The sequence below is a fragment of the Sulfurisphaera javensis genome (assembly GCF_041154675.1).
GTDB lineage: Archaea > Thermoproteota > Thermoprotei_A > Sulfolobales > Sulfolobaceae > Sulfurisphaera > Sulfurisphaera javensis.
The window spans coordinates 260,399-276,997 of the sequence record NZ_AP031322.1; the positions used below are offsets into that span (position 1 = coordinate 260,399).

Genomic DNA, 16,599 nt, shown 5'->3' on the forward strand with positions numbered 1-16,599 from the left:
TATTGCGTATATATATTTATGATAATAGGTCAATTAATTACCAAAAATTTAGTAAATCTTCCAATAAATTCTACTATAAAGGATGTAGCTGATGTCATGATGAGGGAAGGTGTAGGATCAGTAGTTCTTAAAGATGGTGAAAAAATAGTTGGAATTGTAACGGAAAGGGATATAGTTAAAGCAGTTCATAAGGGTCTTTCTCTTGACTCTTCGGCAATCGAAATAGCTTCAACAGACTTAGTGAGAATAGATTATAACAAGAGTATTTATGATGCTTTCTATTTGATGGCTAAAAATAATATAAGGCACTTGATAGTGGAAAAGGATGGTAAGTGCGTAGGAGTAGTTTCTATTAGAGATGTTGCGAGAGCTTTCTCCCTTATGGTAGCTGAAGGGATGACTTATTGATAGTAAATATTGCTTATACTAAGTTAGTTTACTTTTATTTTTTACTAACTATAAATTTTGAATAACCTTTTACGCTTATCTATCGGTTTCGATATATCGAAAAATTTAAATTTATTACTATCGATATCGATAGTATGAGTGAATTAATAGCGAAACAAAAAGGAAGGCTTAGGAATATAATACTTTGGCTACTATGGCAGTCTCCAAAGAGAGGCATAGATATTATTGATGATATATATAAAATGACCTGGGGCTGGTGGAAACCATCGCCAGGGTCAGTTTATCCTTTGTTAAATAAGATGGAGGAAGAAGGAGTAATAGAGAGAGTTTCAGATGGAAAATATAGGATAACACAGAAGGGGATAGAAGAAATAAAGGAATTATTGCCTAGCAGATATTCTGGAAGTATTGAAGATGCAGTCGAAGAATTAGAAGGATTAGTCCAATATTTTAAGGAAACTGATAAAGATAAACTTTCTCTATATAAAGATAGAATTTTAGAAGCCCTAAAGAGCATGGAGGAGGTGATAAAGAATGTCTAACATTGCAATAAAAGCAATAAACCTAACAAAAATGTATGGTAAATTCATAGCTGTCGATCATATAAACTTTGAGGTGTATGAAGGAGAAATTTTCGGCTTCTTAGGCCCAAATGGTGCTGGTAAATCTACTACAATAAAAATGTTAACTACTGTATTGAAACCTACAGAAGGTACAGCAATAGTAAACGGTTATGATATTATAAAACAACCTGCATTAGTAAGACAATCTATTGGTGTAGTACCTCAAGAATATACAGCAGATGAAGATCTCACTGGATGGGAAAATATGATGATGATGGCAGGCCTTTATGGCATACCAAAGGATATAGCAAAAGAAAGAGCGAAGGAATTGTTAGAAATGGTTGAATTAACACATGCTGCAAATAGGAAAGTTGAAACATATTCTGGAGGAATGAGGAGAAGACTAGAAATTGCGATGTCCTTAATTAGTAGGCCAAAAATCCTTTTCCTTGATGAACCAACATTAGGATTAGATGCACAAACTAGAGCAGCTATATGGCAATACATACTGAAATTAAAAGAAGAATACAAGATGACCATATTCGTTACTACTCATTATTTAGAAGAAGCCGATATGTATGGGGATAGAATTGCAATAATTGATAAAGGTAAAATATTAGCAATAGGTAGCCCAAAGGAATTAAAGGAAAAAGTTGGAGGAGATGTAATATCTTTACAAACTTCAAATGATGAAGAAGCATTAAAGATTATTTCTTCTGTAGAAGGTGTCATTGACGTTAAAAAGATGAATGATGGAATAAGGATCAAGGTAAAGGACGGAGAAGAAAAAGCTCCAGAAATTCTTGAGTCTCTAATGAAAAATGGTATAAAAGTATCTAGGATGTCCATAACAGAACCTACTATGGATGAAGTATATATGGAGTTTACTGGAAAAAGACTAAGGGATGAAGAGGCAAGTGCACAAGAGATGTTCGCATTTAGAAGAACTGTTAGGAGGGCGAGAACATGATTGAAGAGGAAAAAAGGAACTTAAGTGTAACACACGGTTTATGGACTTTAACAGTCAGAGAATTGAAGAAGTGGTATAAGGCACCAGTAATATTATTACTTTCAATTATTCAACCAATATTCTGGATCGGACTGTTTGGAAAAGCTATGAACTTAGGTAACATATTTACTGGTACTTCATTTAATATACCAGGCGTAAATATTCCTAAGCAAGTAATTGATCAGATAGGATTGGCAATATTAAAGCAAACTTTCGGAACCACTGATTATTTCTCGTATTTAGCAGCAGGCATGTTATCTTTCATAGTATTATTCACATCAATGCAAAGCGGAATGTCAATAGTTTGGGATAGAAGACTTGGAGTATTAGATAGATTATTAACCACTCCAGTACCAAGGGGAAATATCATCTTAGGTAAAGTACTTAACTCAGTGATTAGATCTTTAGTACAAGCTACAATAGTTCTTGCTGTCGCAACAGTATTAGGAATGACATTTGCACCAAACATTAATGCTTTAGATTTCTTAGGAGTATATGCTGCATTGTTCTTAATGTCATTTGGGTTATCTTCGTTGTTCTTAATGTTAGCATTAAGAGCTACAAGTTGGGAATCACAAATGGCAATCATGAATTTGCTAAACTTACCATTACTCTTTACTAGCAATGCGTTTTATCCGATTAAATCAATGCCGAGTTGGCTAAAACCAGTAGCCTATGTAAATCCACTAACATATTCAAATGGCGTTGCTAGAGGGTTATTATTAGGGATACCTACTAACTTAACTGTTGACTTCCTGTATCTAGGGTTATTTGCTTTAATTTTATCTTCAATAGGGATTATATTATCTTGGAAATATCTATCCTCATGATGAGCTTGACCGGAAATGAAAGGTGATGTAAAGGCCAGCAAGCTGATTATTTTTTATTTAGTGGTAAAACAAGAAATATTTAGTAAGGAAACCTTAATCTATAATATAACCAATGCTAATAGATTTCTTTTTTAGAAAAGATATTAAAGAGTAAAAATAAAACTTTATTTGCATATTCTTTTTGAAGGATACTATTTTTATTTTATTTTGATTACATTATACTTTATATCATTTTGGTTTTTACCCAAGAGAAACGACTTTCTGCCCACAGTTTTTGTAAATTATACTACTAATCAAATAACTAACTAATGTGTTATTTAACTAATAACGCATCTAGATTTGACTAAGCTATTTTTTAACTTCAAATTCCTTATAGTTATTTATGGACTATGAGGATCTTTTTAAGATAAAACCAGTGCTAGATTTCGACGTATTAGGTGGAAAAACCCTATTAATTATAAGGGATAAGAAACCTATAGTATACTCTCCTTTTGGAGTTATTGATATAAAGGGTTATGCTGAAGAAGTAAGTTGGATAGGTAATGATTCATTCTTTATAACTATTGACCCTAATGGAAGTGAATTAAGGCAAATATTTATCTGGGATAAAGGAAAACTCGAGAGAATAATTTCTGACCAATATGATAATTTTTCTCCATTATATACTAAAAATGGTATACTTTTTCTTTCCAATAGAGATGGAAAAACTATACATCTTTACTTATATGATAAGGAAATAAAGAAGCTAAGTAAAGGAGACTTACCAGTATTCAGCTATTGCGCAAATGATAAATATATAGTTTACTCTCAAGGAATTTACGATAACGATATTCATGTAATAGATTATGAAGGAAACGAGATAGCTGAAATAGACTTTCCAGAATCTGAGCAAGAATTGCCATCTGACCAATGTTTTCTTGATGAAAAAACTTTTCTCTTTATTTCAAATCACGAGGATCTTTTCAAATTATTTGCTTATGATATTAAAGAGGAAAAAATTGAAAAAATTAGAGAAAGTAAATATGAAATCGTAGAGGCAGTCCCTTACAAAGGTTCAATAGCTTATGTCGAAGATAGGCATGGTGATTTTGCCCTAGTTCATGAAAAGGAGATTCTGAATGAGGGATTTATAGTAGGATTAAAGAGCGATGAAGAATCCCTTTATTTTATTTATTCAAATCATGAGTCTTCATATAATTTATATAAGTATGACGGCAAATTATCCAGGTTAACTAATTCCATGAACGGCGTAAAAGGAGAGTTCGTCAAACCTTCTCATGTTGAATATAATTCTGATGGGATAAAAATTCATGCTCTTCTTTATTCCAAAGGAAATGAAGATAAAGGCGTTATTTATATTCATGGAGGTCCAGATTGGGAATGTGTTAATTCGTTTAATCCAGAAATACAATTCCTTGTAAATAAAGGTTTCAAAGTAATATGCCCAAATTATAGAGGTTCTATAGGATATGGAAGGAAGTTTAATCACCTAAACGACAAGGATTTAGGTGGGGGTGATTTAAGAGATGTTATTAATGCTATTAAAGTCTTAAACGTTAAAAAGGTTGCAATTACTGGAGCAAGTTACGGTGGTTATCTTACAATGATGGCTGTTACGAAGTATCCAGATTTATGGTGTTCTGCTGTAGCAGTTGTCCCTTTTGTAAATTGGTTCACTGAGAAGAAATTCGAAAGGGAATATTTGCAACAGTATGATGAGATGAAGATGGGAAATGATGAGGTATTATTAAAGGATAGATCTCCTATATTCTTTATAGATAGAATTAAAACACCATTGATGCTATTAGCTGGTGAGAATGATCCTAGATGTCCAGCAGAAGAGACTTTGCAAGTTGTTAATGAACTTAAAAAATTAGGAAGAGAAGTTAAGTACAAAATATATAAGGATGAAGGTCATGGATTTGCTAAAGTTGAAAATTATATAGATTCAATAAAAGAAACTGTAGAGTTTATATCTACTCACTGTCAGTAAGGCCGGAGAATTTTCGTCACCACTCTTATTCTGGCGGTCTCATCATTAGAATAATATTACTCTTACTGGCATTAAAACATATGGTGCATAAACTCCATGGTACTCATCGATAGCAAAAGGCTTAGATGTTTTCGAAATAGCATTAATAAATAAAAGTTCTTGGAATGGAATAGCGATCTCCCTAATCTTTAAACCAATCCCACCTTTCTCTACGATTTTAGGAGTAATTCTTATGCTATTTTCAACTATTTGTACTGACTCAACTCCATAAATTACTACTCCATCTTTATTTTCATTCATCATTTCTTCTAAATTCCAATCTCCAGACTTAATTTCAAGAGTGAAAAAGTCTGGCTCTGGTGGTATTCCTCTTGCATTCCCTGAAGAACCATATTTTGTATAAAGCGTACCTAAGTAATCTTGAACAATACCATCTCCAATAAGTTCTTTGCGTTTCGTTAAAACTCCTTCATCATCAAAGGTGCTAAATGCAGGGGAAATCTCATTAAGTGGGTTATCTACAATAGTCAATGTTGAAAACTTTTCGTAAAGTTTTAACCTCGGTAAAATACCATTCAGTAACGCTTTAACTGTATAAGCTATTATAGTCCCAAAAACTTCAGGTGAAAGTAAGGCATTAATTCTTCCACCTATTTGATAATCTCTTGTTATTCTTTTTACGCTCTTAATCTCATTTTGTAAATAACTGATTATACCGTCTAGATATTGAATTCTTCCTCCAACTTTTAAATACTCTTTTTCAACAATAACCAAATGCTTTACTTCTTTGCATTCATCTATTTCTCTTTCAATTTTCTTTATTATTATTTTATCTACATAAGGGGCAAGATTCTCAGCCTTAGTTATAAAGTTCTCAAGATCAACTTTCTCCTCGAAAGATTTACAAGTTGAGTACTCCTTTTCCGGTTTATAATCTATTTTATCTCTTTTCAGTAACCATCCTTCTGGTGTTAATGCCATTTCTGCTTTAGTATGTTTAGTTTCAAAATATTTTCCAGACTTAGTAATAATGATTAAATCCTCCTTAAAAATGAGGTTCTTTATCATATAATATAATAAAAAATTTCCTAACTTATAATGGTGAAGCTAGGGAATCTTTTACTACACAAGCTACTAATTTACATACCTCTTTACCATTTTCTATTCTACATTCATATAAGCCGTAATTTGTTGGACAGTAGTATGTCTGTTTTACTGTATAATATCTCATATATAATTTTCTGTTTATCCAAATATATAAATATTTGTTAATCTGTGTGCATCTATATACACAGATTAATTTTTTAAAAAACTATAATATCAATAAAATTCGACAATGTAATATTTACAAAATTATCAAGAGTTCCGAATTCTACTATAGAGGGAACTGAGATTTTGAACGTAGAAATTCCATGTTCTTTATGAGTAACTACAAGGTCTTGTTCTCTAAGTATAATCACTTGATTGCCAACTAATATTCCAGAGACTTGAACTAAATGGGGAGAAGTATAATGGCCATATCTTAATTTTAACTTTTCCTCTTTTGTAATTATAAATTCTTTGAATTTATCTCTCATAGATAATATTTTCATGAAATATACTCTATTCCTATCTACAAGTCTTTTAGTTTTCATGATACTCTTTATCTTCTCTTTAACTTCTTCTTCAATCATAGAAAGTTCTTTAACTCTTTTACCTAACATCGTATTTATTCTTCTTATTCTTCTTATTTCCTCAAGTACATTATAAAGTTTTTCAATCTCTTCTAATTCTTCATCTGTAGACAAATATTTTCTTATAAATTCTTCCCATAAAGTACTTCTTACGTCATTGAGTCCTAAACCTGGAAAATAAGATAAATAGTTTAAGATTTTATCTAGCGAGGAGAAAGTCTTTATTACTCTCATTGCAAAATCTCCTTGTATCCTTATTATTTGTCCTTTTTTCAATGAAGTGACTTCCCACTTATTATGAGTAAAACCCATAAAGCTTTTCAGTCTCTGAAGCCTTTTGTCTTCTCTCTTATTTCCGTCTAAAATAAGTCTAGGATCACCATTTATTAATCTAGCGAATATTTTTCCAGTGGTATCATCAATTCCCAAAACATAAAAACTCCTAGAAAGAGACATAGGAAAGATAACATAATCTCCAATTTTTTGTGCCTTATCAGAGTAAATTAAAGCAGTTCTTCCTCGGAAATAATGATCTTCAGACAGAAAGCAATCTTTCCTACTTTCTAATTTAGAAGGATCGTGATAGAGTAGTTCTTTGCAATCTTCCATAAGTAATACTATGTATTATCCTTTATAAATTGTTTTTTACAATAAGTATCAATTTGATCCTCTATCTCGTTTTTCGAAAGTTTATCTATTTCCTTTGAAATCTTAATTTCCCAAGTTTCTCCCTCATACTCAGAATTAATCATAACCCATGCGTTAATTAAAGCCCTATTTACCCAATCTGTAAGTATTACTGGATAAGGATATTTAGTCTTTTCAAGAAATGAATATAAAAATTCAATTTCCTCATCAGAGGCTCTTCTTGCATTCCAAACAATTTTTCTATTTCCAACATATCTTTCTCCCTTTCCCGGAATAATTACAAGACCATTAGCACCTTTTATTCTATAAGTTGCAGTATCAACGCTATCTGCATTAAAAAATATTTTTCTCATATAAGGTGAGCCAGCGCCTAAAACATGTATTATCTTTATTGATTTTCTTATATAATGGTAAAGAAAGATAACAAATTTCCTTCCCCCTCTGAGAGAAGGGGGAACAATGCCTCCAAATGCTATTAGGTCAGTATATTGTTTATAAAAGTCAATTGCTCTGTTTATATCTTCTATGTTATACCCATGAATTACTGGAATTACTTTAATTTCTTTTTCATAGAAGTATTCAAAATGCTTGAAATTTCTCTCGTCCATTCTTTGACAAGGCATTGATGGAATATCTAAATTTATGTAAGCCTCGGCATTCAGTATCTTGTATTTCTTTTCTATTTCTTCTGGGTTTAATGGAATTCCTTTTTTCATAATTTGATATCCACCAGAGTCAACCCAAGTTCTATTCTTCCAAGGTATGGAATCCCATCTTAATTGGTTAATCATAATTGGAGATCCAAATTCCCAAACTGGAATCTTCAAATCTTGTACTCCAAGAAAAACATCCATAGAGAATTATGGGTAACACCAGGTTTAAAGGTATTACTAATATAATATTTTTGCCATGCAATGTCCTCCACTTCATGGTGAACCAATTGTAAAGAAAGATGGGGAGGATCCTTTCAAACATCCTGTTGTGAGAAAGTGGCATGAAATACTTCTAAATGAATGGAAATCTGAAAAAGAGTACGCTATTCTTCTTCCATGTACGTCAGTAAAGCCTTATTATCTTTCTGCTACGCATAAGTTAGCTTATTCAATTATGAAAGGCTTTGAAGATAAGATTCAGTTTTATTCTGTATCAGAACCAATGTTGTTAGTACCTAGGGAATATGAGGATTGTTACCCTTTCAATTCTTATGATTATCCCCCATCTAAAATGACTATGGAAGAGAAGGAAGAGTTTGTTGAATTATTAAGCAAAGCCCTTTTAAAAGTTTCAAAAATGCACTCACATATTGTAGCAATTTTACCAAAACATCATTATCAGATAGTGAAAAGAGCATCTGAGTTAGTTAATGTTAATGTGGAATTGCATCCTTACGGTAGGTTAGCATTTAAAACTATAGGAGAAGTATTGAATAATGTGATGATGAGAGCCCGCCACACTTAGTGATGAAGAGAAAATGATTAAAAACTGATTTAAAGTAAACGTGTAGTAATACGCTTACCAAAAATAATATATACAACTAAGAGAAATACCATTCGATATGAAAAAAAGATACGTTATCCTATTGGGCTTATTAAGTGGATTAGCAAGCATATTTCTATTCACTAGTCTGGATTTTTACTTCTTCTTAGATGGTCCAGCAAGGTTATGGTTTACGCCAATAAATATATTCGTAATGCCAATAATCGTAGCTCTTGTGATTGTCAATATAGTTTCTCATAAATTCTCTTTTAGCGAAAAAATATATAGTAACCTTATTTCTGGGATAACTGCCTATATTGGCTCATTAATTCTTATTTCAATAATCGAAAATTTAGTTTTATATCTAAGACCTTAAACCATATCCTCCACCTCCAGGTGTTTCTATTATAACCTCGTCTCCTTCGTCTAAATCTATAGTGAATTTGCTGGGTATTTCTATTATTCTGTCCTTTTTCCTTATATATACTCTTGCAGGTTTACCGTTTTCACCACCTTTTAATCCCCATGGAGAAGTCTTAAATCTGTCTGCAAGAATTGAAAGTCTAGTAGATGAAAGGACTTTAAAACTTCTTATAATTCCATCCCCTCCCTTATATTTTCCTTCTCCTCCACTTTTCTCCCTAATTTTATAAGAGGTAAAAAGAATTGGATAAGTCATTTCGGCAATCTCTATTGGGGTATTTAATGTATTAGTCATATTTGTATGAACAGCAGATACGCCATCAGATGTAGGTCTAGCCCCGCTACCTCCTGCTATAGTTTCATAGTAAGACCAGAATTTTCCATTATATAAACCACCCATCATAACATTCATCATAGTTCCAGAACTTGCCGCAGGTATATAAGGTAAGAACTTTGATAGAGCTAGAAAAGTGACATCAGCTATTCTTTGCGAAGTCTCTACATTTCCCCCTCCTACAGCTGCTGGTTTTTTGGGATTTACTAAAGACCCCTCTTCAGCCTTAACTTCAATAAATGAGTAAAAGCCATCATTAGTTGGAATATCCTTATTTAAGGCAGAACGTATAGCAAAAGATACTGCTGAGTATGTTACTCCGATAACGGCATTTAACGGTCCATCTATCTGTTTATGACTCCCAGAGAAATCAGCAACTATCTTATCTTTTTTAATATAAAGATGTAATGTAATATTCAACAGTTTGTCATTCCACTCAAGATAATCTTCCGCCTCATAAACTCCTTCTTTCCAGCCATGACTAAGGGTTAGTTTCTTAGCATACTCTATGCTTTTATTCCAACTTTCTAACACTTCCTTTTTACCATATTTGTCAATTAATTGTTTTACTCTCTCTATCCCAATTTTATTTGCAGAAATTTGTGCATTTAAATCCCCTAAAGAAACTTCCGGTACCTTGAAGTTTTCCTTAATTATCTTAATAACTTCATCATTCAATTTAACTGGCGGTATGACGAATCCTTCTTCATAAAGAGTCTTTGCATTGGGATTAATACTTCCTGGTATAGGTCCTCCTACGTCAACATGATGGGCTTTATTAATTACATAACCTATCAATTCGGATTGATAATAGATTGGTGAAATAATTCCAACATCATTTAAATGAGTCCCAGAAATATAAGGATCGTTGAAAATTATACTTTCTCCTTCTTTTAATTCTTCTATATAATTTAATAGATTTCTTACGGCAATTTTAAATGAGCCTAAATGTACTGGAATATGCTCGGCTTGAGCAATAATTCTTCCTTCAGTATCAACTATAGCACAGCTATGATCCATTCTTTCTCTTATGTTAGGTGAGAATGCAGATTTCTTTAACATTACTCCCATTTCTTCTGCTATAAATATCATTGCTTTATTAATAACTTCCCAACTTATCAATTTAATCCCTCCTTATATCTATAAAATAATTCGGTAAAATTTCAAAACTCCAGCCATCTGGAATGACTGTTGTAGCACTATACTCCTCAATAATAGCTGGTCCTTTTCCCTTGAATCCAATTGGTAAGGTTTCCCTAATATAAACTTTAGAATTTACCCAATCATCAAAGTACACTTTCCTTTCTTTTATCTTCAACTCCCCAGAATTTGAAAATGTAAGTTTTGGTTTCTTCATTTTCTTTATAGCAAAAACTCTTATGTTAGTAATTTCTATGTCGTAAGGTAAAGTAAAGCCATAAATTGCCTTATGTCTTTCTTCAAAGTTTTTCCTTATATCACCGTCAGCAGGAACCGTTAATTCCCATCCCTGTCCTTTATATCTAACATCAGCATATCTTAAGAAGTAATCAATATCTTTAACCTTTTCTCTTAAAGTATTTTCTAGTTCTCTGAAATCATTTTCAACATCTTTAGGAAACGCTTTTCTTAATTCAAACTTTTGATCAGCTAACAGCATTGATAATGCACTAAAAAGCCCAGGGTAGATGGGTATTAACACTCTCTTTACTCCTAGTTCCTCAGCTATGTCTATTGCAAATTGTGGCCCAGCACCACCAAAGGCAAATAAGGTAAATGAAGAGGGATCAAGCCCTCTCTCAACTGTTACTAAACGTATTGCTCTAGCCATCTCTAAAGTAGCTAATTTAATTGCTTCTTTAGATATCTGAATAGGATCTCCTAGTTTTTCTAAGCCTTTTAAGGCAAGATCTTTATTTAACTTTAAATTACCACCAATTAACTCTTCTCCTATCCTTCCCAATATTAAATTTGCATCAGTTAATGTAGGTTTATCTCCACCTTTATTATAACAAATCGGTCCAGGTTCAGCACCAGCGCTTATTGGTCCAACGTTTAAGGCTCCAGCTTCATCCATCCAAATTATAGTACCTCCACCTGCTGAAACTTCAGCTAAGTCAATAAATGGGAATCTTACCGGATATCCTGAACCTTTTACGATCCTACCGTGATGAGTTCTTCCGCCGACCTCATATTCATTAACAATTTCAATCTCTCCATTAACTATTGAACCAGCCTTAGCTGTCGTTCCTCCCATATCAAAACTTATAGCATCTTTAATTCCCATTTCTTCAGAAAAATATTTAACTCCAATAACCCCTGCTGCAGGACCAGACTCAATAATTTGTACTGGTCTTCTTATTGCTTCTTCTGAATCTATTAATCCTCCGGAACTAGCCATAATGAAAAATTCTTTCGGTTTTATCTCATTAACTAATGATTCTATATATTTACTGACTAATGGCATAAGCATTGCATTAATTACTGTAGTAGTTGTTCTTTCGTATTCTCTCTGTTCTGGCGAAACTTCAAAAGAAGCTGAAACATACTTAATGTATTTAGATACAATTTCTTTTGCTATTTTTTCGTGGATAGGATTAAGATAGGAATGGAGGAAGACAATTGCAACAGCCTCAGCGTTTAAACTTTGGGCAACATTTTCAACTTCTTCTTTATTTATTGCTTTTATTATTTCTCCTCTTGCGTTAATTCTCTCATTTATTTCAAATCTGAGTTCTCTAGGGATTAATGGTTTTGGTTTTGTAAAAAATAAGTTATAAAGTTCAGGTCTATTTTGTCTCCCTATTTCAATTATATCTGAAAAACCTTTTGTAGTAAGCAAAGCAGTTTTAGGCAATTCAAGGTTAACTTGTCCTAATAGTGCGTTAGTTGCAATTGTAGTTGCATGGATTAAAGTATCAACTTTAATTCCTAAGTTTTCTAATCCTTTTTTAACTCCAATCTCTGGATTTTTAGGAGTAGTAAGACCCTTATAGTAAATTATATTTCCTTCATCATCAACTGAAATTATATCAGTAAATGTTCCCCCTATGTCTACTGCAGTAATCATGGTTATATTTTATGTAAAACTCATTTTTTAGTGTTAATCATTTTGTAGAGAAAAATACCAACAAAAGATGAAAAATAAAAATAACTAAAGTGAGTATTTTGTATATAAACTAAATTTATATATTACAAAAGCAGATTACATATTCAATGGAAAATAATATCGTTGTCAAAAAAAGTAGAGAAGAAGTTATGAGAGTTATTGTTGATCCTTTCAGACTTTTTGGAATTATATCACATATCAATATTCTTCAAGTATATGATGAAGAGAAGAACATCTATACTACATTAGACAAAGTAAATGTATTTCCAAGAAAGTTTAGAGTAATGTATATTTTCGGTACTCCAGATACTAAAATAACCACGTTTTTAGGCTATATGGAGGGTCCAAAAATTGTTCCGGGAGGAGTTAGGTATCAAGGGAGAGATAACGAGGAGACTTTCTATTGGGATTTAGAAATATACGTGAAAGAAAGACAAGAAGGTTCTTCTTTATCCTTTCATATGAATACTATATATAAGCCTAAAATAACTCATAAGCTTTTAGGGAAAGAAGTTAAAGAATTAAAAGAAGAGTTTAACTTTCCGGATCATATATTGAAAGCTCATCTAATTCCATATTTTAAATTTTATGGCTTTATCGACGATACTTTATTATCACAAGAGCAATAGCTACTATTGAAATGGCTATAGAAACAATAGCTAGAATTAAGAGACTATTATTAGAAACAGTAGTGATATAGACATTAAACTCCTCTGTCTCTTCTTCACCATCTGTTTGATATACTATAATTTTTATCCCATTATATCCCGTTTGTAAACTTATTGGAATAGATGTTTTTGTTCCATTATAAATCAATTTACCGTTATCATAGATATTAATTTCTTTAATTGAAATTCCTTCAATCTTTATTTCATTACCATTAAATAAAATTTTTGGCAGGGCCGGATATAAGTAAGTTATTTCACTTGTTCTATTACTTAAGACCGAGTTGATTAAAGTTAGATTTAATACCTTTGAGTCAAAGATTGCAAGAGTAGAGTTTATTGCTATGATTTTTTCTGCCTCTATATTGTTTAATGTAATATTAGAATCTTTGATAATTATGATTCCATTAAATTGAGTATTTGAAATAGTTAAATTACTTCTATAAATTGTATCATTAATTAGAATATCACTGAATAATTTACCATTTAATTGAATTGTATCATTTTGGAATATTGCATAAAATGTTTGAGTTAAATCAACTATCTCATTCTTTATAAGAGTATAAGGTTGCACAATGAACTCTCTTTCTGAGTTTAAATTATTTGTAGTTGGATAACCATCTGCTGATATTCCAGAGATGAATATTGCAAATGGCCCAAAGTAGTTGCCAGATAAGTAAGTTAAATTACCTAAAGTGTAAGTAGATGGTAATGTAAAGTTGCCTATCCATAAGCTTCCGTTAAACCATAATGGTATTTCTAAGGTTTGAGTTAAGTCCTCATATTCACTTTGCAATTGTAATGGATAAACGGTGGCTGAGAACATACCAAATTTAACTTCAGTACCGTTAGGATATGTTATATTAGCTAATATTTTTACGTTGCTTCCTTCAGTTAGCAATCCATTAAGTTTAACATTTATTGATAAGTTTTGAGGAACTATGTAGATTTGAGAGTAATATTTTCCTTCAAGGATTGTTCCATTTCCTAGGGGAACATATTCATTCAAAATAATTGTATACAAACCTTGACTGACTTTAGGTGGAATTGGTAAATATCCAATGTATACGTATGCTAATAATCCATCTATTGGAACTAAAACCCACGAAAGATTTCCGTAAGATATAGGTTTCCCTTCATTGTTATAAAGGACTGCTGATATATTGATATTACCATAAGGTATGTTAGAAGGCTCTATAAACAGTGATTCGCCTGGAGTTGCAACTCCAGGCTCTACAACAACTGGGGGAATAATTAAAGTGTTTAGTAAAAGTGAACTTCCAGCAAAGGTAGAAATATATCCATAAACATTGTTTCCGACAATAAGTATTGGTCCTGCAGTTAAGTTTATTGGTAAAGTAGCAAAGTAACTACCATATCCTTTTTGTTTTAATATAATGTTTGTGATTTTTATAAAACTATTATCTATTGGATTATATTCATATAATGTAATATTTAGAAATGAAATATTAACCTCATTTTGATAAATGTTGTATACTTTAGCTTTAATTGTAGGATAAATAACGTTAAGATCACCCTTAATACTCATAATATACCCTATAAAAGCGTTAGTAAATCCCTCAGAGTTATTTCCCTTTACTAATATTTCAATAGGGCCTACAACATTAGGAGATATTAAGTATACTCCAATCCATCTGCTTCCATTAAAGTGAAGTTCTATGCTATCAACCCTACCTTGTAATGTGTAAATGTAAGCTTTATAATTCCCAGAAGTTATTTCTTCTCCTTTATATGTAATATTTGCAATTATTTCCATGGATTGATTAGGTAAGAAATAAAATGAATAATTAGTTCCATTGTATAGATTTACTGTTATTATGGGGACTTTTAAAGTATTAATGTCTTTTACGAGATAAGCTATTTCTCCTATATTCGGAGATCCAAGACCAGTAACCAAATTATATCCATAATGAGCAACCCAAGGTATGTTATAGCCAAAGGTTATTGGATAGTAAGCCTCATTATAATAATGTTCCCCTAAGTAGTAAAGCAAAGGATTAATTAGCCCAAAGGTAGTATTATCTTTTTGCATAATTAATGTGAGAAAACCAGCAAATAATGGTGAAGCTTCGCTAGTGCCTCCAGTTACATAGGTAATGTTACCGGGGAATACTACTTGTATTCCAGGGAATACATTAGCATTTAATGAAATATCTGGAACCATTCTACCATCTGGATACGTTGAGGGAGTTTGAATATATGCTTGATACCATGGCTCAACGAAAAGTACACTAACTCCTCCGGTAGAACCACCATAATTTATGAAATAAGGAATAAAACCATAGTTTGACCATGCAGTTTGATAAGCACTTCCGTTTAACTCAATGTATGTAGTTGTACCTCCTACTGCAGTAACAAATGGAGAAGTTGAAGGAAATGATACAGAGCCTATAGGTGAAGTACTGTAACCACTACCTCCAACATCGCCAGTGGAAGCTAAGAATGTAATTCCTTCAAGAGAACCCAAGGCATAATAGAAGTTCATTTCATAAACCATTTCTAAGTTTGCTGGATTATCTACTATTTCAGACTCTGGAATACCCCAGCTTTGTGACAAAACGTTCACTTTATCTTCTTGAACTATTTTAGCTAAAACAGCTGGCAATGGGATGTTCGGATTTGCTACATAAAGGATTATATTAGCTTTTGGTGCAACAGCGTGAGAAACTTCAACGTCAAGGCTAATCTCTAAATTCCAACCTGACAAAATACCTCCAAATGGACATGGTGGTCCAATATACTCTATTTTAAATGAGGGTGGAGGTGAAATATTATAAAGCTTATCAAAGTAAGCTAATTGTTGAACAATAGATGGATCTCCATAAAAGTCTAAGATACCTATAGTATAACCTTCACCAGTTGCATTTAGAACAGTTGCGTTATAAGCTTTAGATAACCATGTAACTGGATAAGACTCATCTGCATATGTAAAGTTAAGCGTTATCGCTTTCTTTTCCATTTGAGATATGAGAGTAGGTGTAACTAAATCTGTTGGTTTACTTAAAAGACTTGAAGTGAGATTAGAAGCGATTACTATATCTCCTCTAAAGAATCCCATGCCTTGATAGTAAGTAGAATTATTTAGTTGATAAAATTCTATGCTAGTATTTAAATAATTCTCTATTTGGGAAGGTGTAGCATTGATAACTATTATATTTAATGAGCTCATGATAATTTTTATTCCATGATTAGTAAGATAATGTAGAAGGTTTATATATTCTTGATTATATATTAATTTTTCTATTTGTGAAGAGTTCATGAAATGGTGGAAAAGTGGAGATGAAGGATTAGAAACTTGATACGCCATTGAGTAAATTTGACTAATATCGTTAGGAGGAACGAATATGCTTGCAATTATATATTCTTGTTTAGTTTGGGAAAAGAATATTGGTAAAATTGAAATTGAAAGAAGTAATAAAAATAGTAATGCTTTTTTCATTTGAAAAAGATTGAAAAATCCAAGATATA

Annotated in this window: 15 protein-coding genes; 8 read left to right on the top strand and 7 right to left on the bottom strand. The window is 31.9% G+C overall.

What is annotated here, in order from left to right; all coding sequences use genetic code 11:
• Positions 1-18 precede the first annotated feature (18 nt).
• From ACAM25_RS01345 to ACAM25_RS01365, 5 genes are all read left to right on the top strand, one after another.
• A complete protein-coding gene (locus tag ACAM25_RS01345) occupies positions 19-408 on the top strand; it encodes a CBS domain-containing protein (RefSeq protein ID WP_369610560.1) in 390 nt (129 codons plus the stop codon).
• A gap of 134 nt (positions 409-542) precedes the next feature.
• A complete protein-coding gene (locus tag ACAM25_RS01350) occupies positions 543-950 on the top strand; it encodes a PadR family transcriptional regulator (protein WP_369610561.1) in 408 nt (135 codons plus the stop codon).
• Positions 943-1,941: an ATP-binding cassette domain-containing protein gene (locus ACAM25_RS01355; RefSeq protein ID WP_369610562.1), complete on the top strand. Its 999-nt coding sequence runs from the start codon at positions 943-945 to the stop codon at positions 1,939-1,941. Before ACAM25_RS01350 ends, ACAM25_RS01355 begins: the two co-directional genes overlap by 8 nt.
• Positions 1,938-2,810 carry an ABC transporter permease gene (locus tag ACAM25_RS01360; RefSeq protein WP_369610563.1) on the top strand — a complete coding sequence of 291 codons (873 nt, stop codon included), beginning with the start codon at positions 1,938-1,940 and terminating at the stop codon, positions 2,808-2,810. The genes ACAM25_RS01355 and ACAM25_RS01360 overlap by 4 nt, the downstream gene beginning before the upstream one ends.
• 382 nt (positions 2,811-3,192) lie before the next feature.
• Positions 3,193-4,803 carry an alpha/beta fold hydrolase gene (locus ACAM25_RS01365; protein WP_369610564.1) on the top strand — a complete coding sequence of 537 codons (1,611 nt, stop codon included), beginning with the start codon at positions 3,193-3,195 and terminating at the stop codon, positions 4,801-4,803.
• A gap of 45 nt (positions 4,804-4,848) precedes the next feature.
• Here ACAM25_RS01365 and ACAM25_RS01370 read toward each other — a convergent pair whose 3' ends face one another.
• From ACAM25_RS01370 to ACAM25_RS01385, 4 genes are all read right to left on the bottom strand, one after another.
• Positions 4,849-5,871, bottom strand: a complete 1,023-nt coding sequence (locus ACAM25_RS01370) for a metallopeptidase TldD-related protein (protein ID WP_369610565.1) — start codon at positions 5,869-5,871, stop codon at positions 4,849-4,851.
• Between the two features lie 25 nt (positions 5,872-5,896).
• Positions 5,897-6,034, bottom strand: coding sequence for a hypothetical protein (locus ACAM25_RS01375; protein WP_369610566.1), 138 nt, complete (start codon positions 6,032-6,034; stop codon positions 5,897-5,899).
• A 73-nt stretch (positions 6,035-6,107) separates the two neighbouring features.
• Positions 6,108-7,085 carry a hypothetical protein gene (locus ACAM25_RS01380; RefSeq protein ID WP_369610567.1) on the bottom strand — a complete coding sequence of 326 codons (978 nt, stop codon included), beginning with the start codon at positions 7,083-7,085 and terminating at the stop codon, positions 6,108-6,110.
• A gap of 8 nt (positions 7,086-7,093) precedes the next feature.
• Positions 7,094-7,978, bottom strand: coding sequence for a hypothetical protein (locus tag ACAM25_RS01385; RefSeq protein WP_369610568.1), 885 nt, complete (start codon positions 7,976-7,978; stop codon positions 7,094-7,096).
• Between the two features lie 55 nt (positions 7,979-8,033).
• Here ACAM25_RS01385 and ACAM25_RS01390 point away from each other — a divergent pair, with 55 nt between their 5' ends.
• Both ACAM25_RS01390 and ACAM25_RS01395 read left to right on the top strand, forming a co-directional pair.
• Positions 8,034-8,582, top strand: a complete 549-nt coding sequence (locus ACAM25_RS01390; RefSeq protein ID WP_369610569.1) for a DUF5591 domain-containing protein — start codon at positions 8,034-8,036, stop codon at positions 8,580-8,582.
• Positions 8,583-8,679: 97 nt separating this feature from the next.
• On the top strand, positions 8,680-8,976 hold the full coding sequence (locus ACAM25_RS01395; RefSeq protein ID WP_369610570.1) for a hypothetical protein: 297 nt from the start codon (positions 8,680-8,682) through the stop codon (positions 8,974-8,976).
• On the opposite strand, the gene ACAM25_RS01400 is transcribed toward ACAM25_RS01395, so the two are convergent.
• Both ACAM25_RS01400 and ACAM25_RS01405 read right to left on the bottom strand, forming a co-directional pair.
• Positions 8,965-10,479 (bottom strand): hydantoinase B/oxoprolinase family protein, encoded by a 1,515-nt coding sequence (locus ACAM25_RS01400; RefSeq protein ID WP_369610571.1) that lies wholly within the window; start codon positions 10,477-10,479, stop codon positions 8,965-8,967. The two genes, ACAM25_RS01395 and ACAM25_RS01400, sit on opposite strands and share 12 nt — an antisense overlap.
• A gap of 1 nt (position 10,480) precedes the next feature.
• On the bottom strand, positions 10,481-12,406 hold the full coding sequence (locus tag ACAM25_RS01405; protein WP_369610572.1) for a hydantoinase/oxoprolinase family protein: 1,926 nt from the start codon (positions 12,404-12,406) through the stop codon (positions 10,481-10,483).
• A gap of 146 nt (positions 12,407-12,552) precedes the next feature.
• Between ACAM25_RS01405 and ACAM25_RS01410 the strand changes: the two genes are divergently transcribed.
• Complete coding sequence (locus ACAM25_RS01410) at positions 12,553-13,074, top strand: hypothetical protein (RefSeq protein ID WP_369610573.1); 522 nt, start codon at positions 12,553-12,555, stop codon at positions 13,072-13,074.
• Here the strand turns inward: ACAM25_RS01410 and ACAM25_RS01415 are convergent.
• The gene (locus ACAM25_RS01415; protein ID WP_369610574.1) at positions 13,040-16,570 is read right to left on the bottom strand and encodes a protease pro-enzyme activation domain-containing protein; all 3,531 of its coding nucleotides are present in this window, start codon (positions 16,568-16,570) and stop codon (positions 13,040-13,042) included. The genes ACAM25_RS01410 and ACAM25_RS01415 overlap by 35 nt on opposite strands.
• Between the last annotated feature and the right edge of the window lie 29 nt (positions 16,571-16,599).